Raw genomic sequence first — 21753 nt, forward strand, 5'->3', positions numbered from 1 at the left:
CTAACCAGGGTGCCCGTCTACTCTTGGGGTAATTAACATCGAGCCGAATTTCCAAACAAACAGGCTGAAAGCCAATACCCATAATGCGCCGCTAATGTTAACCATCATAAACAGTTGAGCTGGAAAAAATGCCACACCAAAACTACGAATAAAGGCAGCAATGACTAAAGCAAAAAAGGCCACACTCATATTTGGTCCTTGATATATAGCGCGTCCAGTATGGCCCATAGTAACGCGCGTGATCATCGCTAAAATCACCCCAGCCAAAGCACCAATCGCAAACAGATGAATTAAGTTGTGTGCGACATAAGTATTACCCATCAAACCACGAAGTAACAAGCTCAACGGCAAACAAACATAAGCGGCATGCAAAGACCAAACTAACGGTTCACTTAATGTTAACCACGGTTTCCAACGAATAAAGCGAGCTAATTGAGCAACACCAGTCATAATCATCAAAGGTTGCCCCAGTTGATCCATCGTCATCGGGAAAAAGCTCAAAATGAATAGTGCCGCTATGGGTGCATTCGCTAACCAATCAAGCCACTGCAAAGGCTGTGCTTTTTCAAAATTAAAACGCCTAGCGGTGAAAAAAGGAATCACGCGCGCGCCCATTACTGACAATAACAACGTGAACCACCACAGCATGGCTTGCCAGACCGCTGCGGAGCTAAACGGCGGCATGCCTTTAATGGTAGCGTAACTGGCAAAATTCGCAGCAATGGCTAGCACAAATAGCGGCACAAAAAAGAGATTCTTCCACCCTTTTGCTTTGACAACTCGGCTCCCAATTTCATACGCGGCCAACACTAAAAATAACGCTTCGATAGATGAAGTTAACCACAATGGCACTGGCATCCACAGTAGTACTCTAGGCGCTAACCATAACGCTACTAGCAGCAACAAACGGTAATGCTTAGTGCCGTTTATACCCGTCCAATTTTGCACCGCGGTAAGTAAAAAACCGACCACAATCGCCATAGCAAAACCGAACAGCATTTCATGCACATGCCACCACAACGCAGGAACTTGCAGCATTGACGGCTGGCCAGTTTGAAACATCCACACCCATAATGAAATAGCAATAATGGCATAGAGACTGCCCAGTAAAAAGAAAGGTCGAAAACCAAGACGTAACCATGCAGGAATACGTTCTTCGACTTTTTTATCAGTGATATTGAGCACGATGAATCCTCGTTGTTCTAATTAAATAGAGTGCGGCTTATTCACTCTTAGAAAGCATGAACCACGCCAACATTAATAATTAACAAAAACAATGAGATAACAAAACCCCATCAAACAAAAGAGTTAAAGCGACACACCCAAAAGAAGTCATAAAGACTCCTCTTAGTTTTTATGACTTACTCTTGCTAATCACCACACAAGCGGTCTGTTTTTGCTTGCCAAATCCGATAATTTGCGACAATGCTTTTTTACCCACAGGAATGAACGCTGAAGCCATAGCGTCAACTTCTGTTTCAGCATGTGGATCGTGAATGAAGAAGAATTTTTCACTCATGCCACTGAGCACAATCCAATGTGGCTCTTTTTTACCGTCAAATCGATAAGTACTAATCAAGAGTAAAACACATGCACCTTGATTAACCCATTGCTCAAGCTGCTCTTGAGTGGGAGGTGCATCAATCATCGTCACATCCTCATGGGTTAGTTGTTCACAAAAATCTTGATGAACCAATTCAATCACTTGCTTTTTATTTAGGTCACGCACGCTATCAATGAATGGTGTGCTCTTCGACTGACTCCATAACTCAACATGGTAACCACGCCTTGTCGCGGCCAGTGCCAGCCCATGACCACTGCATCCTCCGTGACCTGCTGCCATAAATATGGTGGTTGCTTCGCGCCATAGTTGTAGCTCTTCGGTGCGGCTTGGTTCAAACGATGTCGATAAGCAGGAAAAACTCATCAATAAACAAGCAGCACCGCAAGTAAACGGCGTGGTTTGCACATAAAGTGGCATCGGCAATTGCACTTTAGGCCCTTGCGGTGAAAGGCGTTTTTGCATCCGCCTCCCATTACATAGGTCATCGTAGTAATGGATTAATAATTTAAGGGTTTTATAGCCCATTTTTTCATATAAATTTATCGCAGCCGTATTGTCTTCACGCACTTCTAATCGTAATGTAGTCGCACCTTGATCAAGAGCAGCACGCTCGCATTGCTCAACTAAATTTTGAGCAATCCTTCGGCCTCTGAAATCAGGTTTTACGGCAATCGAATACAACCTTGATAGCTGTGTACCTTGATGAAATAGTAGCAATGCATAACCCGCCAGTTCTGTTCCGGCATCAGCCACAAAGAACACGGCTTGGTTGGAATGTAAAAAACGCTTCATTTGGCGCGGAGAAATTTTATCTCCCTCAAACAGCTGTTGTTCTAGCGCATTAAGAGCAGTGAGATCAGCACTTTTCGCAAGACGAAAGTCCATACGACGTCCCTAAGTGGTTGGCAAGATTGCAGCTCAATATTATTCCTATTGATTAAGGAAAAGAATAGCAATGGCAAACCTTTTGATCGTGACTGACCAGTCAAGTGACTGGCAACAATATTTCCCTTCGGAGCAAGTGGTGAGTGTCGATCAATACCTCAACACCGATTGGAAACAGACTCACCGCAGTTTACAAGTGGTGAACCTATGTCGCGATTATAGCTACATGAGCAGTGGCTATTACTGCTCGTTGATGGCAGAAGCTCGTGGTCACCGCGTGATCCCACGGGTCATGGCTATCAATGATATTAACCAACCATTTTTGTTGTCATCGGGCTTATTAAAACTCAATAAGCTGTGTACCGAAACTGACCATATTCAATGCAAAATTTATTTTGGCCGTACCGAAGAAAAAGGGTTGGATAAACTGGCACGGCATCTGTTCGAGCAGTTTATGGTGCCGGTGATTGAACTTGAGATGAATAAACACCAAGGTCAGTGGCAAATCAGTAAAATTGGACCATTCCCATTCCAAGATCTGAACGACCACGAACAAGACTTCTTTGTTGAGTCACTTGAGCTGTTCTCCACCAAAGTATGGCGCAAACCTAAACAAGAAAAGAAATATCGCTACGACATCGCCATGCTAGTGGATGAAGAAGAGAAAATGCCGCCATCCGATACATCGGCACTGAAGCGTTTTCGCCGTGCAGCAAACCGATTAGGCGTCAACCTTGAAACGATTTCACCGGATGATCTTTCCCGTTTAGGCGAGTTTGATGGTTTATTTATTCGCGCCACGACCAACATCAGTAACTACACCTATCGCTTTGCTAAAACCGCAGAAAAAATGGGCCTAGTGGTAATGGATGATTCTGAATCGATCATGAAATGCACTAACAAGGTTTTCTTAACCGAGCTTTTGCAACGCAATAATGTGCCTGCACCAAAAGGCGTTATATTACAAAGCTTTGATGAAAACTGGAAAACGCACGTTATGGAAGAACTGAGTTTTCCAATGGTGTTAAAAATTCCTGATGGTGCATTTTCTCGCGGTGTCGTAAAAGTGCGCAACCAAGAAGAGCTTGAACGCGAAGCTGGCGTATTGTTTGAAAAAAGTGCCTTGATTCTCGCGCAAGCGTTTATGCCAACCGATTTTGACTGGCGTATCGGTGTCATGAACCGCCAAGCGATCTACGCTTGTAAATATATGATGAGCCGTGGTCACTGGCAGATCTACCAACACCATAACAGTGGTCGAGTTTCATCTGGCGGCTTTGAAACTTTGGATCTCAAACAAGTACCTAAAAATGTGGTCGATGTAGCAGTGAAAGCGGCTAACCTTATTGGTGGAGGGTTATACGGCGTTGACTTAAAAGAAATTGATGGCCAAGTATATGTGATTGAAGTCAACGACAACCCAAGTATTGACCACCAAGTTGAAGATGCATTCTTAGGTGATCTACTTTATGACCGGGTGATGACGGAGTTCTTGCGCCGCATTCAAATGCGTGGCTTCTAACCATCAAACATAACGGAAATGCTCCTCAAAACAGCAAGTTTTGAGGAGCATTAATTAAGGATAAATATGGAATTCTTGATTGATCATTGGCGCTTTTCTTCTTCTCCGCCAATACAACACACAAATCACGCTTCAACTATAGAACCGAATAACTGGTATCACTGCCAACGTGATAAGCAAGGGTTGCGTGAATGGCTATTGGAATATCAAATTCCCAGCACGATAGTCGATAGCTTATTAGCTGAAGATACGCGACCGTTATTCGAGCAATATGATGATGACAATTTTTTGTTGATCTTGCGTGGTGTCAACATGAACGACAACGCAAACCCAGAAGACATGCTCAGTGTGCGGATTCTTTATTTCAATGGTGCGCTCTTTTCCACACGAAAAATTCCATCCAAAGCCATCAATGGTATTCGAGAAGCTCTACTGGCAGGGCAAGGACCTCAAACCTTATCTGAGGTTATTGTACAAGTGATCGATGGCCTGAATAAAAATATTGATCACTACTTAAGCAGCATCGAAGAAAAAATCACTCAATACGATACCGAAATCGAGTTGAGCGAAGATCTTATGCAAACCCATAAAGCGTTGCTCAAAATTAAACGCTTTATTAAGCCACAACAATACGCAATCGATGACTACTGCAACTCAGACGTTGCGCTAGCCAATAGCAAAAATTTGCGCCTGCGGCACAGCGTTAACACCATTACTCGTATCAATGAAACACTCGACTTCTTTCTTGGTGAACTGGAAATCATCAAAGGTGAATTGCGCCAATATCACGCCGAAAAGATGAACCAAAATACCTATTTGTTCTCGGTTATTGCGGCTATTTTCCTACCCACTAGTTTCTTAACTGGCTTACTCGGAGTCAATGTAGGTGGTATTCCGGGAACTGAATCCCCCGTTGCCTTTGGTCTGTTTTGTGCAGCGTTAGTGGGCATATTTGCGGTGGAGTTTTGGATTCTTCACCGTTTACGTTTTTTTAATAAAGATTAACCACTCTCGAGGGTCAGTATGTATATTTTTGGCTACGGTAGTTTAATCAATTCCGCTTCTCGCCAACTAACAGGGCAAACTGGGCAAGCGATTCCAGTCGTTGCTCATGGTCTCGTGCGTTGCTGGGGGAAAATTGATGACAGCTATGTATTATCACCGCTAGTGGTCAATATAGGCCAAGGAAAAGTAAATGGGGTGCTACTAGAAATAGATGAATTCGCCTTAGCAGAATTTGATCACCGTGAGCGTGGTTACGAGCGAATATCCATTTCTGCCAATCAAATAGAGACCGAGCATGCATTTAATCCACAACTTCCGATTTGGGTTTATGTCAAAGATTCGCCACAACCACCATGTGTACACAGCCCGATAGTACAAACTTATGTCGATACGGTTTTAGCCGGATGCTTAGAGTTCTCAGAATCATTTGCCCATCACTTTGTCGAGCATACCCTTGGTTGGCAACATCCTTTAGAGAATGACCGTCATGATCCTAAATACGGCAACCTTGCAGGTGTACAACCTAGTCACCACTCTATTATCGATGATTTAATTGCCAAAGTTCGTTAACAGTACATCAACCTACACACGATGACTAAAACACGCTTCCAATTAAAAAATAACGGCATTTTTAGAAACGTTTACACTACAACCAAGCCAGATTCTATCAGTGTTTGAGATCGCAAATATCAATATGAGTGCATTGTTCATTTGCGTTATTTTCACAGCCATTGTTAAATGCTTACATAAAATAAAAGAGGCATAACATGGCGACGATTAAAGATGTGGCTCGTGAAGCAGGCGTTTCGGTGGCAACAGTTTCACGTGTGATCAATAAATCTCCAAAAGCGAGTCAAACATCGATTGATTCAGTGACGGCGGCAATGAGTAAATTAGGTTATCGCCCTAATGCGGCCGCTCGAGCTTTAGTAAGTCAAAGTACTGATACCATCGGCGTATTGGTCAGTGATGTTTCAGACCCATTTTTTGGCACTTTAGTCAAAGCGGTCGATAACGTAGCTCACGATAATGGCAAACATCTGCTGATTGGTAACGGCTACCACCGCGCTGAAGAAGAACGCCAAGCTATTGAACTATTAATCAACAGCCGCTGTGATGCGTTCGTTATTCATTCCAAAGGCTTATCCGATCAAGAATTGGTTGCTTATGCAACGGAAGTGAAATCAATGGTGCTGATCAATCGATATATCCCTGAATTAGCAGAGCGCTGTATCTCACTTGATAATGCCAAAGGTGCTTACTTGGCAACCGAATATCTGATACGCCACGGACACCGCAAGATCGCCTACATAGGATCTTCACATAACATTGAAGATGCGACTGACCGCTGCGCAGGCTACAAAGCAGCATTGAAAGATCACGCTATTGAGCTGACCGCGAGTTATATCGAGTCGTCAGATCCAAATAATAAAGGCGGTGAACAAGCGATGACCAACTTACTGATCAAATCACTCGATATCACCGCCATCGTTGCCTACAACGACAATATGGCTGCTGGTGCCTTAAATATCCTAGAAGAAAATGGCGTCAAAAGCCCTGAAGAGATTTCAATGATCGGCTTTGATGATGCTTTAATTGCGCGCTATGTACGCCCAAGGCTAACCACCATTCGTTACCCAATTGAGATGATGGCAGAAAAAGCTGCCAAATTGGCATTACATTTAGCACGTGGTGATGTAATAGAAAAAGAGCCGATGATCTTTTCCCCTACTCTAGTCAGACGTAACTCTGTAGAGAAATGTGACCAAGATAAATAAAAGACAGCAATCTATAGAAAATAGAGCGTTACCTTTACTTATAAACAGCAGTCGAGGGCGAACTTATTATTCGCCAGTCTTCAACAAAAAAGGCGAGCTAATTTAGCTCGCCAAATAGGCCATCAACACCATTTGAGCAATGATTGTGCCCCCTCTCAGCGCAATCATTGCCCCTTCACATCATTAAAACTCAAACTGATAAGTCGTTTGATGTTGATAGTGCTCCCCGCAATTGAGTAGCCCGTTACTTTTTCCCCACTCGGGGTGATTAGGCCCATCAGGGAAATATTGGGTCTCTAACGCTAAGCCGTCATAACGTTGGTATAACTTAGATGCCCCTGGCGTTTCTGCAAGAAAGTTACCCGAATAAAACTGTATCGCAGGCTTGGTGGTTTTAACTTTCATTACCACGTCTTTACTCGGAGAGATCAGAGTCACCACGGTTTCTTTGCCATCATTTTTACCGTCAGAAAAAATAAAAGCATGGTCATAGCCTCCGGCCATGTTCTGATCATCATCCGATAAAAAATCACGGCCAATAACTTTGCTCTGGGTGAAATCAAAACTCGTACCATCAACAGCACGTAACTCACCGGTTGGTATTAAATCGTCACTGGTTGGCAAATAGCGATCAGCATCCATATGCAAACAATGATCGATACTCTTCGCATCCGAGTTTTCCCCAGCCAAATTAAAATAAGCATGGTTTGTTAGATTCACAGGAGTGATTTGATCAGCTTCTGCGTAATAATCAATGTGGAGTGCATTATCGTCAGTAAGCGTATAACACACTTTAATATCTAGATTCCCCGGGTAGCCTTGGTCACCATCAGCGGAATGCAATACAAAAATCGCTCTGTTGAGTTGTTGAGACTCAATAACCCAACGGCGCTTATCAAAACCAATCAGCCCACCATGCAGTGAGTTAGAGCCGTTATTGACCCCCACTTGATAGGTATGATCGCCGATGGTGAACTGCCCTTTTGCGATACGGTTAGCATAGCGACCGACAATAGAACCCAAATACGCGCCCTGCTTCATGTGTTCGCGCATATCCGGTGAACGCAGCAGTACCTCACGCGGTTTACCTTTCACAGGCAACACACAGCTAAGCCAAGTCGCACCAATATCCATCAATGAAACACTCATACCATTAGCATTGGTCAAATGAACCAAGCGAGCTGGCATATCATCAAACGATGGCGCACCCGCCATCGCTTCTTCTAGCTGTAAAAAATAGTCAGACATCACTTATAAAACCTCAACCAAGCCTGCACCTTCTTTTGCTTGGCAGACATAAATCGATTCTTTTAAGCCAGTCGCTGCTTGATATTTCTGCTCAACGGTTGTTTTGATTTCATCAACCAAGGCTGGTGGCACCAAGGCCACAATACAACCACCAAAACCGCCACCAGTCATGCGTACGCCACCTTGCTCGCCGATCACGTCTTTGACCATATCAACCAGTGTATCAATCTCTTTAACCGTGATTTCAAAATCATCACGCATTGATGCGTGAGACTCAGCCATCAACTCGCCCATCCGTTTCATGTCATGAGTGCGTAGAGCTTGAGCCGCTTCAACCGTACGGTCATTTTCAGTAATCACGTGACGAGCGCGTTTCGCGACCATTTCATCTAACTCAGACTCTTTCGCTTTAAACTGTTCAATAGTCACATCACGAAGGGCTGGAACACCAAAAATGCGCGCGGCTTCTTCACACTGCTCACGACGCGTGTTGTATTCACTGTCAACCAAACCACGTTTCTTGTTTGAGTTGATGATCACCACCGCCATATCTTCGGGCATAGAGACTGCCGTTGTTTCTAGGCTACGACAATCCAAAAGCATCGCGTGGTTTGCGCGCCCTTCTGCAGAGATCATTTGGTCCATGATCCCGCAGTTACAGCCGACGAATTCGTTTTCGGCTTGCTGACCATTAAGCGCCACTTCGGCTTGGCTGATCTCTAGGTTATAAAGCACCTTGAATGTCTGACCAATAACCACTTCCAGTGCCGCAGAAGAACTTAAACCCGCACCTTGAGGAACGTTGCCCGTTACAGAGATGTCTGCACCTGTAAATTCGAAGCCGCGACCTTTTAAGCACTTCACCACACCACGAATGTAATTAGCCCACATCTTGTCTTGTTGGAAAGTGATCTCTTGAGTTAGGTCGAACTCATCGATTGCATTACCGTAGTCCACCGATACTACACGTACAATGTTGTCGTCACGTTTAGCCGCTGCGACTACCGTTTGGTAGTTAATGGCACACGGTAAAACAAAACCATCGTTGTAGTCAGTGTGCTCACCGATCAGGTTCACACGACCTGGAGCTTGGATAATATGGGTCGCTTGGTAACCAAGGACTTGCTCAAAAGATGCTTTCACGTTTTGGATTAGGTCAGACATAGTAGTGTTCTCTCTTCGTACTTAATTATGGCGAGCCACTTCATTGAGCCTTATTGAAGTGACTCTAAATATTGTTCTTTATTGTTCTTTATAGTGAATATCACTCAGCTCACGCAGACGCTGCGCCGCTTGTTCCGCGGTAAGATCACGTTGACTTTCTGCTAGCATTTCATAACCGACCATGAACTTACGAACCGAAGCACTGCGCAGCAATGGCGGGTAGAACAACGCATGCAGTTGCCAGTGATCGATATCAGTGCCTTCTTCGAAAAATGGTGCATAGTGCCAGCCCATGGAATATGGGAATGAACATTGAAACAAGTTGTCGTAACGGCTGGTTAGCTTCTTAATCGCAACCGCTAAATCATCACGCTGCTCATCGGTGAGTTCACTCATACGGCGAATAAGTGTTTTTGGTAGCAACATGGTTTCAAATGGCCACGCAGCCCAGTAAGGAACCACAGCAATCCAATGTTCAGTTTCAACCACCGTACGAGAGCCGTCTTTCATTTCAGCTGCAACGTAATCCACTAATAGATTAGAACCTTGTTGTTCAAAGTACTCTTTTAGCAATTTTTCTTTGCGTTCAATTTCATTGGGTAAAAAGCTATTTGCCCAGATTTGACCATGTGGATGTGGCTGAGAGCAGCCCATTGTCTCGCCTTTGTTTTCAAAAGCTTGAACCCACAGATAATCCTTACCCAGCTCTTCAATCTGTTCATTCCACGTATCAATCACATCGCGAATCTTGTTTACTGGTAACTCTGGCAGCGTTTTGCTGTGGTCCGGAGAGAAACAGATCACGCGGCTCAACCCACGTACACCTTGAGTCTTGAATAGAGGGTTATCAGACTCTGGAGCGTCAGGTGAATCAGGCATCAGCGCCGCGAAATCATTATTGAATACATAAGTACCGTCGTAATCTGGGTTTTCATCACCCGAGATACGCGTATTGGTTGGGCACAAGAAACACTCTTTCTCGTACACAGGAAGCTGCGCGGTCGATGGCTTTTCATCTTGGCCACTCCACGGACGTTTCGCACGGTGCGGCGATACTAAGATCCACTGACCCGTTAATGGGTTATAACGACGGTGCGGATGATCTACTGGGTTAAATTCAACTTTTGACATGCTACTTACTCAACTCTTTAAAATTTTATCTTCTGCACTAATCAATGAGAAAAATGCCGATAACCGATACCAGATAAAAGCACTGCGACTTCAATTACGAAGGGGAATAGCCATTCGGGTTATTCGACTGCCAATTCCACGTATCCGCCGTCATCTCCATCACGCTGCGAGTCGCTTTCCAACCTAACTCACGCTCTGCTTTTTCTGTGCTTGCCCAACATTCTGCAATATCACCAGCGCGGCGTGGGCAAAGTTCATAAGGTACGGGCTTACCTGATGCTTGTGCGAAGGCGTCAACCATCTCAAGCACACTCGACCCCTTACCTGTACCTAGGTTGTAAATATGCAACCCCGCTTTCTCACCAACCGCTTTTAGTGCTGCAACGTGACCATCGGCTAAATCCATCACGTGGATATAGTCACGAACACCAGTACCATCAATCGTTGGGTAATCGTTTCCAAATATAGAAAGCTTCTCTCTGCGGCCAACTGCAACCTGAGCAATAAACGGCATCAGGTTATTGGGTATACCTTGAGGATCTTCGCCCATTGTGCCTGATGGGTGTGCTCCAACTGGGTTGAAATAACGCAGTAGTGTAATACTCCAATCGTTCTCCGCGTTGAACAGATCGCTTAAGCACTCTTCCACCATATATTTGCTGCGACCATAAGGGTTGGTTGTTGCGCCAGTTGGTGAAGTTTCAGTAATTGGTACGACTTCAGGGTCACCGTAAACGGTAGCAGAAGAGCTAAATACGATGCTTTTCACACCCGCTTTCTTCATGCTTCGAGCCAGCACCAGTGAACCATTGACGTTGTTATCGTAGTATTCCAAAGGCTTAGCCACCGACTCCCCAACTGCTTTCAGGCCCGCAAAATGAATCACGGCTTGGATATCGTTTTCTGAGAACACGCTATCTAGAAAAGATTGGTCACGAATGTCGCCAAGATAAAAAGTTGGCCGCTTGCCAGTTAAGGATTCAATTCGTTCCAGCACTAGCTCTTTGCTATTGCAAAGGTTATCAACAATGATTGGCTCCATACCTGCCTGTATCATTTGAATGCATGTATGACTTCCGATGTAACCCATGCCGCCTGTAACCAGTACTTTCACCATCAACCTCTCTTTGTCGTCATTCGTCGGCTAACTCGAACTGATATTCAGCTCAGTAGCACCGTATGTCAGAAATAGTAGCAGCCATTTTGACTATAATTCTGTGATCAAAACCACGAAGTGTAAACGTTTACACTGACTTTCATCATTGTAATTGAACATGGCATAGAGATAACTCGGGTTCAATTAAAGCTAATCTATTGAATTTTAATAAGATAATTATAGATAGTTAGATTTTGGACATCATAGAGGAGTTAAGCATTTATTTTACTAAAAGTTAATGCAATGACTTTCAGTTTGATTACAATAGGTCTGCAGAATAAAGAGGTGCATTGCTTTTTTACTAAATACCAATTTCAAAGCAACGCAATGTTCCAATAACAGGAAGTGAATATGGCAACATTAAAAGATATCGCGACTGAAGCGAATGTATCATTGGCTACAGTTTCAAGGGTTCTCAATGAAGATCCTACATTAAACGTCAAGGAAGAGACTAAAAGGCGTATCTTTGAAATTGCAGAGAAGTTGGAATACAAAACCAGCAGCTCACGAAAAGCAGTTAGCAATAAAAAACAAAATCACCACTTCCTTGCCTTGTATAACTACAAACAAGAAGCTGAGGTTAACGACCCTTATTACCTATCGATTCGCCACGGGATTGAAACTCAGTGTGAAAAAATGGAAGTTAAGCTAACCAACTGTTATGAAAGTAAACTACACATCAACTCAAGCCCTATCACCGGTGTACTTCTGGTAGGCAGAATGACACCAGAGGTTATCGAGCAAGCCAAAAAGCTGAGCGATAATATCTGTTATGTCGATTTTACTGATCATTCAGAACCTTATGACTCTGTCGATATCGACTTGGCTTTGATCAGCAAAGAGATTACCAACTTCTTTATCAACCAAGGCTATGAGCGCATCGGCTTTATTGGTGGACAAGACGACGTCAACACCCCTGACATTCGTGAAGTCGCCTTTGCTGAATATGGCAGCCTCAAGAACGTTGTCAGTGAACAAGATATCTATCGTGGTGACTTCTCTAGCTCTTCAGGTTACAAGCTTGCAAAACAGATGCTCGCGACGGGCAACTACCCGAAAGCCATGTTTATTGCGTCAGATTCCATCGCAATTGGCGTTTTACGAGCGATTCATGAGCACGGATTGCACATTCCTGAAGACATTGCGCTGATCAGTGTAAACGACATCCCAACCGCTAAGTTTACCTTCCCATCTTTATCAACAGTTCGTATCCACTCTGAACTGATGGGAATTCAAGGTGTTAACCTTCTGATAGAGAAAGCGCGCGACGGCCGTACCATCCCATTACGCGTCTATGTACCAAGCAAACTCAAGCTGCGAGACACAACAAAATAACCAAATATATCAAATAGATAAACCAAGGCTACCTTTGTTAAAGGTGGCCTTTTTTGTGCCCATCACATACATCAATGTACACACTCCCCCCCTCTTTAACCTGCTTCATAAAACAGCCAATAGCATTCTTTTAAGTGGATCACACAGCACCACAAAAAAACCATAAAAAACGTGATGGAGTTAAAGTAAAACGTTTTCACTAATTTTATTTAGTAAAACTTTTACTAATAATTACCCCAGTCCAACATACTCGTATTCACTACGACCCAATTACGCATAAGAACGTCGGTCAGCAAATTGCATTTAGGCCGAGAGAGAGGCAACGTGAACAACTGGGAAAACTTCCTGAACTTACATGAGAACCGTATGGCACCGCGTGCATACTTCTTCTCATACGCATCAGAAAAGAATGCAAAAACGTTTCAGCGTGAACTTAGCAGCCACTTCCAACTATTGAGTGGCCAATGGAATTTCAGCTATTTCACCAATCCACTATTGGTTCCTGAAGAGTTCTACTCTCAAGAAATGAAAGACTGGGGCCACATTACGGTTCCAAACATGTGGCAAATGGAAGGCCACGGCGATCTTCAATACACAGATGAAGGTTTCCCATTCCCAATTGATGTACCTTTCGTACCATCAGACAACCCAACAGGCGCTTACCAACGCTCTTTCTTCCTTGGCGAAAGCTGGGACGAGAAGCAAACCATCATCAAATTTGATGGCGTTGAGACTTACTTCGAAGTTTACGTAAACGGTGAGTACGTAGGTTTCAGCAAAGGCAGCCGCCTAACCGCCGAGTTCGATATCTCTAGTCACGTAAAAGCAGGCAACAACCTACTTTCTATTCGTGTAATGCAGTGGGCCGATTCAACCTACATTGAAGACCAAGACATGTGGTGGACGGGCGGTATATTCCGTGACGTTTACCTTGTAGGTAAAGAACAACTGCACATTCAAGACGTTACAGTTCGCACTGACTTCGACGATGCTTACCAAAGCGCTACCCTATCGTGCAAAGTGGAACTAGAAAACTTAGCCGCAGCGACAAACGCAACCCTTGAGTACGCATTGCTTGATGGCAATCAAGTTATCTCGCAAGGCTCAGTAGATAACCTCACCGTCGACGGCAGTGCGAATACTCAATTCTCTATTGATGTGGTTAACCCGGTTCAATGGAGCGCTGAAAACCCTTACCTGTACCAACTGCTACTGACGCTGAAAGACGCTGACGGCAAGGTGCTGGAAGTGATTCCACAACGCGTTGGTTTCCGTGACATTAAAGTTCGCGATGGTCTGTTCTACATCAATAACAAATACGTGATGCTGCACGGCGTGAACCGTCACGACAACGACCATTTAAAAGGTCGTGCTGTCGGCATGGATCGCGTAGAGAAAGACTTGATATTGATGAAGCAGCACAACATCAACTCAGTACGCACTGCGCACTACCCGAACGACCCACGCTTCTACGAACTGTGTGACATCTATGGCCTATTCGTGATGGGCGAAACCGATGTCGAAACACACGGCTTTGCTAACGTTGGCGACCTAAGCCGCATCACTAACGATGCAGCATGGGAAGCGGTGTTTGTCGAACGTATCGAACGTCACATCCACGCTCAAAAGAACCACCCTTCAATCATCATGTGGTCACTGGGCAACGAGTCTGGTTACGGCTGCAACATCCGTGCTATGTACGATGCGGCAAAAGCAATTGATGACACGCGTCTGGTTCACTACGAAGAAGACCGTGATGCTGAAGTAGTCGACATCATTTCAACCATGTACTCACGTGCTCAACTGATGAATGCCTTCGGTGAATTCCCTCACGAAAAACCACGCATCATCTGTGAATACGCACACGCAATGGGTAACGGACCAGGCGGGCTAACCGAATACCAAAACGTGTTCTACAAGCATGATGCGATTCAAGGCCACTATGTTTGGGAATGGTGTGACCACGGCATTCTAGCGCGTGATGAAGCGGGCACTGAATTCTACAAGTATGGGGGTGACTACGGTGACTACCCGAACAACTACAACTTCTGTATGGATGGTTTGATCTACCCAGACCAAACTCCAGGCCCAGGCTTGAAAGAGTACAAGCAAGTTATTGCCCCAGTGAAGATTCGCGATTTCGATGCACAAACGGGCACCTTCACCGTCGATAACAAATTTTGGTTCTCAAACATTGATGACTACACCATCACTGCGGAGATCCGTGCTGAGGGTGAAACCATTGCGGTACAACACATCAAGGTTGAAGATCTCGCTGAAAACTCTAGCCGTGAACTGACTCTAAACTTGCCAGAGCTTGATGAGCGAGAAGTGTTTGTGAACTTTACGGTTCGTAAGAATTCCCGGACTTCATACAGCGAAGCGAACCACGACATCGCTGTTTACCAATTCCAAGTGAAAGAGAACACAGCACAACTAGATGCGTTCACCAATAACAATGCAACAGTACTGAATGTTGAAGAGTCTCGTCTCGCTTACTTAATCAAAGGTCACAACTTTGCGCTGAACTTCTCGAAAGTGAACGGCAAGCTGACGTCATGGTTAGTCAATGGCGAAGAGATAATTAAGTCTGAACCACGAATCAACTTCTTCAAGCCAATGATCGATAACCACAAGCAAGAGCACGATGGTTACTGGCAACCTGCACACCTACAGATCATGCAGGAGCACTTCCGCACACTGGATGTTGAACAGGTTAACGGCAAGATTGAAATCACCACAACAAGCATCATTGCTCCGCCAGTCTTCGATTTCGGTATGCGTTGTGAATACCGTTACCAAATCAATACTGAAGGCCACCTGAACGTGGAACTGAGTGGCGAACGCTACGGTGAGTACCCGCACGTGATTCCAGTAATTGGTTTCGATATGGGCATCAATGGCGACTTCGACCAAGTTCAATACTATGGCCGCGGCCCAGAAGAGAACTACCAAGACAGCAAGCAAGCCAACATGATTGATGTATACCAATCAACGGTTGCAGATATGTTTGAGAACTACCCGTTCCCACAAAACAACGGCAACCGCCAACACGTTCGTTGGGCTGCGCTTTCAAGCCGTGCTGGCAATGGTATTGCGGTGAAACCACAACAAGAAATCAACTTCAGCGCGTGGTTCTACACCAACCAAAACTTGCATCAAGCACAACACACGATTGAGCTAGAGAAGAGCGGTTACATCACGCTAAATCTAGACCACCAAGTTATGGGCTTAGGTTCAAACTCTTGGGGCAGTGAAGTGTTGGATTCTTACCGCGTGTACATGGATGAGTTCCGTTACGGCTTAACGCTAATTCCATTCCAAGCAGGCGATTGCGGCGCGCAACACCTAATCAATCACAACTTTGGTGACGAGTTCTTCACGGTGAATACGCCAAAAACTCAACCACAACAAAACGAGGCATAAGCGATGATCGTTTTAGACAACCTAGAGCAATTTAAAGTCGTTTACCGCGACGGTCGTAAATGGCAACGCTGTATAGAAGCGATTGAAAACATTGGCAACATCAAAGATGGCGTGATGTATTCCATTGGTGACTCACTGGCTTACATGATTGAAGACGGTGTCGCTCGTAACACTGAAAACTTCACCGGTAACCGCCGTTACTTTGATGTGCACTACTACTTGGAAGGTCGTGAAACAGTTGAGTTTGCAGATAAGTCTCAACTTGAACAGACCCAAGCTTACAGCGATGAAACTGACCGTGAACACCTAATGGGTAACGGCGATACTCGTGAGTTAGTTGAAGGCCAAGTGGCGATCTTTGATAACAGCAAAGCTTACCGCTTTCACGGTGATAACCGAGTTCGCAAAGTGGTACTGAAAGTGACTATCGAAGACGGTTACTTCCTCAATAAATAACCGACATTAAGTTACTGAAGCCAAACAGCCGAAAGTAGCAACAACAAAATCTATTCACAGTGTGACTAAGGCTTGCCGTTCAAGGCTCAGTCACACTGCAAACGCCTTTATGCTTCTTCCCTACAAGGAAGCATAGAGAAATGACGACTATAATTACGTGATTCCTTGGAGGACACTATGTCTGAATCTGTGCGCGGTAAGTTAGGCAAATTTGCCTTGCTTTCCATGACATTTGCAGCGGTATTTAACGTTCGCAACATCGTAAACAACAACATCGAATTGGGATTAAGTTCTGCTCCTATCTTTTTGCTTGCGACCCTTATTTACTTCATTCCGTTTGTGTTCATCATTGCAGAATTCGTATCAGCAAATAAAAATTCAGAGTCAGGCATGTACGACTGGCTTAAAAAGCCACTGGGTTCTAAAGCTGCATACTTGGGCTCATTTTTGTACTGGTTCGTAAACCTATTCTGGTTTGTATCTCTGCTACCGAATGTTATCGCTTATGCGTCTTACGCGATGCTTGGCTACGAATACGCCTTCTCTCCATTTGTCACATCAGTGATCTCGATTGTTCTGTTTGCAGCAGCAACACACATCTCAACCAAGGGGGCGAGCTGGCTAGGTAAGATCTCTGAAATAGTGGCTTACGGTGTATTCGCACTGTTCGCGATCTACGTTATTGGTGCACTAATGGCACTGGGCGGCAACCATGAACCAGTAGAACCAATCACACTTCAGGCAATGACACCGACCATTAACTGGGCAACACTAGGTATCATGTGCTGGATCTTCCAAGCAGCCGGGGGGGCAGAAACTGCAGCGGCATACCTAAACGATGTAAAAGGCGGTCACAAGTCTTTCATCAAAGTAATTATCGGTGCGGGCATCGCTATCGGTTCAATGTACGCCGTAGGTTCGCTACTGGTAAACGTGTTCGTTGCTCGTGAAGACTTAACTTACGCCGGTGGTATGGTTGAAATCTTTACTGGTATGGCGCAATTCTTCAATATCTCTGAATCTCTCGTTGGCCGTTTCGTTGGTATCGTACTGTTCGTTGCTATGTTTGGCTCGATGATGATGTGGACGGCAGCGCCTGTAAAAATTCACTTTTCTGAGATTCCTAAAGGCGTTTACGGTGAGAAAACGACAGAGCTTAACGAACACGGTGTTCCAGTTCGTGCAGCATGGTGGCAGTTTGCGTTCGTATTCGTGATGCTTGTAGTTAACGGCTTCGGCTCTGAATCAGTACAAGACATGATGAACACTGCAATCAACCTGACAGCAGGTACTGCAATGTTACCGCCTATCTTCATCATGGTGGCATACTTTGTATTCCGCTTGAAGCATGACGATACACCGCGTGATTTCCGCATGGGTACTCGAGTTCAAGGTATGGCTGTTGTATCTGTACTTATTGGTATCTTCGTTGTGAGCATGACTGCATCGGCATTCCCAACAGGTGTTGACCTAGTTCAAGCCTTCTTTATCAACGTATTCATGACAGCGGTATTCTCTGGTATTGCTTGGTGGTGGATCTCCCGTTTTGAAAAAAAGCAGGCAGGTAAAGACGCAAAGCTAGAAACGGCTAAGCAATCGTAACACTCCGTATTAGCTCAAATCCCAAAGCGCCTATGATGGCGCTTTTTTGTTTTAAATCAAATAATTAAATATGAAATAGAGAAATAAAAACGTTGTTCCGTCAAGGTTTCACTTCACGAAAAACACCAATTAATAGGTAATAAAACTCGAATAAAAATAAAGGTAAAATATTAACTAAATTTATTTACCCAAGGTCACATATTTGATCAATTTAGATTAACTTCCCGCCGCTTAATCTTTAATCTTCTTGCTGAAGAGACAAACTGACTAATATAAAAAAGCAACACAAAGCCCCTACAAGCCTTATAAACAGTCACTCATGAAACAAGCAACCTCTTCAACGAACGTCTTAATCTTTAACTCTTTGTTTTGGTAATAACTTTACTGAAACACCAGAAAAGGAAAGTACAAAGAAGTCCGATCGTAAATCTATCAAAACAACAATGAGCCCCCTGACAAAACAAAGCGGGTGTTTGCCAAACCAACATAACAATAAAAGTGCGGCCTAGAGCTTCCCTCTCTAGGACCAAATTATAACGATCATCAACGTGATTCACCGGAGAACATCATGTCCGAAAATAAACGCAGTACGATAGGCAAATTTGCCCTACTGTCTATGACCTTCGCGGCGGTATACAGCTTCAATAACATCATTAATAACAACATCGAGATCGGCCTTTCCTCGGCTCCGATGTTCTTTCTAGCAACCATCTTTTACTTTGTGCCATTTTGTTTGATCGTTGCAGAATTTGTGTCACTGAATAAAGACTCTGAAGCGGGTGTTTACTCTTGGGTTAAAAGCTCTCTAGGCGGTCGCTGGGCGTTTATTTCAGCTTACACCTACTGGTTTGTTAACCTGTTCTTCTTCACCTCTCTGCTACCTAGAATCATCGCTTACGCGTCATATGCATTCTTAGGCTTTGAGTACATATTCACGCCAATCACCACCGCCATTCTGAGTACTATTTTGTTTGCGATCGCGACTCATATATCTAACAACGGCGCGAAATTACTGGGCCCTATCACCTCACTAACATCATCACTGATGCTGCTACTAACGATGTCTTACATCTTGCTATCTGGCGGTGCTTTAATTGGTGGTATCGAACCAGCTGACCCAATCACCATCGAAGCAATGACACCAAGCTTTAACTGGGCTTTCCTTGGTGTAATCACTTGGATATTCATGGCGGCAGGCGGTGCAGAATCAGTTGCGGTTTACGTCAACGACATCAAAGGCGGTCACAAATCTTTCGTTAAAGTAATCATCATTGCCGGTATCTTCATCGGTGCACTTTACTCGGTAGGATCTGTGTTAGCGAACGTATTTGTTGCTCGTGAAGAGCTTAAATTTACAGGTGGCTCAGTGCAGGTATTTGAAGGACTAGCAAGACACTTTGGCCTGTCTGAAATTTTGATGAACCGTTTCGTTGGTGTGGTTTCATTCACTGCGATGTTGGGCTCCCTACTAATGTGGACAGCGACACCGGTTAAAATTTTCTTCTCTGAAATCCCTAAAGGTATCTTCGGCGAGAAGACCGTTGCACTAAACAAGCAAGGCGTTCCTGAGCGTGCCGCATGGGTTCAGTTCTTCATCGTGATTCCATTGATGTTCATCCCAACGTTGGCGTCAGACACCGTTCAAGACTTGATGAGCACCATCATCAACATGACAGCAGCAGCTTCTATGCTACCGCCACTGTTCATCATGATCGCTTACCTTCACTTGCGCGTGAAACTCGACCATCTTCCACGTGATTTCCGCATGGGCTCCCGTACGGTCGGTATTACAGCGGTGTCGATTCTTATCGGTATCTTTACGGTTGGCTTCTTTGCATCGACCTTCCCAACAGGTGCAGACATCATGACCATCATCTTCTACAACATGGGCGGGATTATTATCTTCCTTGGCTACGCGTGGTGGAAGTACGGCAAATATGAAAAAAGCTTATCTCCAGAAGAGAAAAAACTAGAAGCAAAACCTGAACCGGCGAACGCTTAGTTTAACCCTGCACTCTGATTGAATATTTAAGGCACTCCCATTTAGTGAGTGCCTTTTTATTTGTCGGTACACTTCCACTCAATAGCTCCATTTCATCAAAGCCATTCAAGCAAGAAGATATTCGAGTCAACAATCGAACCGCCTATAAAATGACTCACCTCTCGAATAGCTACCCCACCCAGTCATACCTCTACACATTCAACTTAAAGTCAAAACAAAAACAAAGTAAACTTTTACTAAAAACAGATCACACTTTTAAACTAAATTAATTTTAAACATCAAAATTATCATTAATATCGGTTTTGCGATCGTAAGTAACCTGACCAATACGCCTTGAAGAGCACCCCATATTAGAAGTCAGAACTGCTTGCGAACCTTCATTCATAGCCCCGACACAGAAGTGATTAAAATGAAAAGTAGTTTTACTAAAACCACTCTTATTACAAGCTGTATTCTTGCTGCCTTAAGCACCACTACTCACGCGGAAGAGTCCGCAGCAAACCACAGTGATACTCAGCCTCCTAAAACAGAAACTGAAACCCTATTTAACTTTTATGGTGAACTTGGCCTTGGTGGTCATGTTGCACTAGAAGGTGATGACAAAGGCCGTTATGCCGATGGTACTTACATAGAAGCAGGTTTAGCCATCGACAATGGTAACTGGTTTGGTCTTGCTTACCTAGAAGGGTGGACAGTACAAGTCGACAATGAAGGGAATCCATGGGCTACAGGCCATGGTTGGGGTGGCTTTGAAGGTGGTTTTAACCGCTTTTACGCGGGCTACCGCACCGATGGTAAAACTGAATTCATCGTAGGTCGTATGGACTCCTCATTGGATGATGTTCAATGGTGGGGAGATGCAACAGTTGAGTATGGCTATACGATCTCAAACACCCGTGATGTAAACGTAGGTATAAAAATTCAAAACCTAGAAGGCAAGCTTCGCTACAGCGTTTCTTTCGCACCAGAATCTGACTTCTCTGAAGATGATGCTCTGATTCACTTCGGTAAATACGACAGATTCGCAGACCAATGGAAAGATAAGAACGCCATAGTCAATGGCTATCTTCAATACGACCTTACTGACGGCTTAACCCTAATGGGCGGCGGTGAAGTTCGTAATAACGATGGCGGTGAACTTCTATTATTGGGGGTGGAATACAAAAATGTGGCAGCCCGCGTATGGCACGACACAGACAAAGGCAACCAAGAATCGTTCGGTAGTGAATCAGGCTTTCAAACCAGTGCTTGGTACGAAGCCGCTCAGGGCGTTTACCTATCAGCCGCTTACAACTACGCAAACTTTGATGGCGACAATGGCGACAAAGAGATCACCTCTTACATCAATGCCGGTGTTTGGTACGAATACGGAAACGGCGCGTTTGCGACTGCTTTCGATAGCCGCTTTGGCGTCGGCAGCGACACTGAAATTGGCGACGCGCAAGTGTTCGCAATGCAATACTTCTACTGGTAATAACA

The 21753-nt window shown here is 44.5% G+C and carries 16 protein-coding genes; 10 read left to right on the forward strand and 6 right to left on the reverse strand.

The features are described from left to right. Both AACW06_RS05420 and AACW06_RS05425 read right to left on the reverse strand, forming a co-directional pair. Window positions 1-1185: an NnrS family protein gene (locus AACW06_RS05420; RefSeq protein WP_192074316.1), complete on the reverse strand. Its 1185-nt coding sequence runs from the start codon at window positions 1183-1185 to the stop codon at window positions 1-3. Between the two features lie 169 nt (window positions 1186-1354). Next, the gene (locus AACW06_RS05425; protein ID WP_192074317.1) at window positions 1355-2449 is read right to left on the reverse strand and encodes a GNAT family N-acetyltransferase/peptidase C39 family protein; all 1095 of its coding nucleotides are present in this window, start codon (window positions 2447-2449) and stop codon (window positions 1355-1357) included. Between the two features lie 70 nt (window positions 2450-2519). Between AACW06_RS05425 and AACW06_RS05430 the strand changes: the two genes are divergently transcribed. From AACW06_RS05430 to AACW06_RS05445, 4 genes are all read left to right on the forward strand, one after another. Then, window positions 2520-3971: a RimK family protein gene (locus AACW06_RS05430; RefSeq protein WP_168521208.1), complete on the forward strand. Its 1452-nt coding sequence runs from the start codon at window positions 2520-2522 to the stop codon at window positions 3969-3971. Window positions 3972-4037: 66 nt separating this feature from the next. After that, window positions 4038-4976, forward strand: coding sequence for a zinc transporter ZntB (locus AACW06_RS05435; RefSeq protein ID WP_192074318.1), 939 nt, complete (start codon window positions 4038-4040; stop codon window positions 4974-4976). Between the two features lie 18 nt (window positions 4977-4994). After that, window positions 4995-5546 (forward strand): gamma-glutamylcyclotransferase family protein, encoded by a 552-nt coding sequence (locus tag AACW06_RS05440; protein ID WP_168521205.1) that lies wholly within the window; start codon window positions 4995-4997, stop codon window positions 5544-5546. A gap of 197 nt (window positions 5547-5743) precedes the next feature. Then, on the forward strand, window positions 5744-6754 hold the full coding sequence (locus tag AACW06_RS05445; RefSeq protein ID WP_192074319.1) for a substrate-binding domain-containing protein: 1011 nt from the start codon (window positions 5744-5746) through the stop codon (window positions 6752-6754). A 183-nt stretch (window positions 6755-6937) separates the two neighbouring features. Here the strand turns inward: AACW06_RS05445 and galM are convergent, their stop codons facing one another. The 4 genes from galM to galE all read right to left on the reverse strand — a co-directional run bounded on the left by galM (window position 6938) and on the right by galE (window position 11411). Further along, the gene (gene galM, locus AACW06_RS05450; protein ID WP_192074320.1) at window positions 6938-8002 is read right to left on the reverse strand and encodes a galactose-1-epimerase; all 1065 of its coding nucleotides are present in this window, start codon (window positions 8000-8002) and stop codon (window positions 6938-6940) included. Between the two features lie 3 nt (window positions 8003-8005). Beyond that, a complete protein-coding gene (gene galK, locus AACW06_RS05455; RefSeq protein ID WP_192074321.1) occupies window positions 8006-9166 on the reverse strand; it encodes a galactokinase in 1161 nt (386 codons plus the stop codon). Window positions 9167-9244: 78 nt separating this feature from the next. Then, window positions 9245-10297: a UDP-glucose--hexose-1-phosphate uridylyltransferase gene (locus tag AACW06_RS05460; protein WP_192074322.1), complete on the reverse strand. Its 1053-nt coding sequence runs from the start codon at window positions 10295-10297 to the stop codon at window positions 9245-9247. A gap of 94 nt (window positions 10298-10391) precedes the next feature. Further along, complete coding sequence (gene galE / locus AACW06_RS05465; protein ID WP_192074340.1) at window positions 10392-11411, reverse strand: UDP-glucose 4-epimerase GalE; 1020 nt, start codon at window positions 11409-11411, stop codon at window positions 10392-10394. Window positions 11412-11804: 393 nt separating this feature from the next. Here galE and ebgR point away from each other — a divergent pair, with 393 nt between their 5' ends. The 6 genes from ebgR to ygjJ all read left to right on the forward strand — a co-directional run bounded on the left by ebgR (window position 11805) and on the right by ygjJ (window position 21748). After that, a complete protein-coding gene (gene ebgR, locus AACW06_RS05470; protein WP_192074323.1) occupies window positions 11805-12788 on the forward strand; it encodes a transcriptional regulator EbgR in 984 nt (327 codons plus the stop codon). Between the two features lie 324 nt (window positions 12789-13112). After that, window positions 13113-16214 (forward strand): beta-galactosidase subunit alpha, encoded by a 3102-nt coding sequence (gene ebgA / locus AACW06_RS05475; RefSeq protein WP_192074324.1) that lies wholly within the window; start codon window positions 13113-13115, stop codon window positions 16212-16214. Window positions 16215-16217: 3 nt separating this feature from the next. Next, window positions 16218-16670: a beta-galactosidase subunit beta gene (locus tag AACW06_RS05480; protein ID WP_171979489.1), complete on the forward strand. Its 453-nt coding sequence runs from the start codon at window positions 16218-16220 to the stop codon at window positions 16668-16670. 177 nt (window positions 16671-16847) lie between these two features. After that, entirely contained in the window at window positions 16848-18272 is a 1425-nt protein-coding gene (locus AACW06_RS05485; protein ID WP_172532000.1) for an amino acid permease, read from the forward strand. A gap of 568 nt (window positions 18273-18840) precedes the next feature. Next, entirely contained in the window at window positions 18841-20274 is a 1434-nt protein-coding gene (locus tag AACW06_RS05490) for an amino acid permease (protein ID WP_176312806.1), read from the forward strand. A 409-nt stretch (window positions 20275-20683) separates the two neighbouring features. After that, complete coding sequence (gene ygjJ, locus AACW06_RS05495; protein ID WP_192074325.1) at window positions 20684-21748, forward strand: protein YgjJ; 1065 nt, start codon at window positions 20684-20686, stop codon at window positions 21746-21748. The last annotated feature ends 5 nt before the right edge of the window (window positions 21749-21753 follow it).

It is taken from the genome of Vibrio sp. S12_S33 (assembly GCF_963889785.1).
GTDB classification, from domain to species: Bacteria; Pseudomonadota; Gammaproteobacteria; order Enterobacterales; family Vibrionaceae; genus Vibrio; species Vibrio aestuarianus.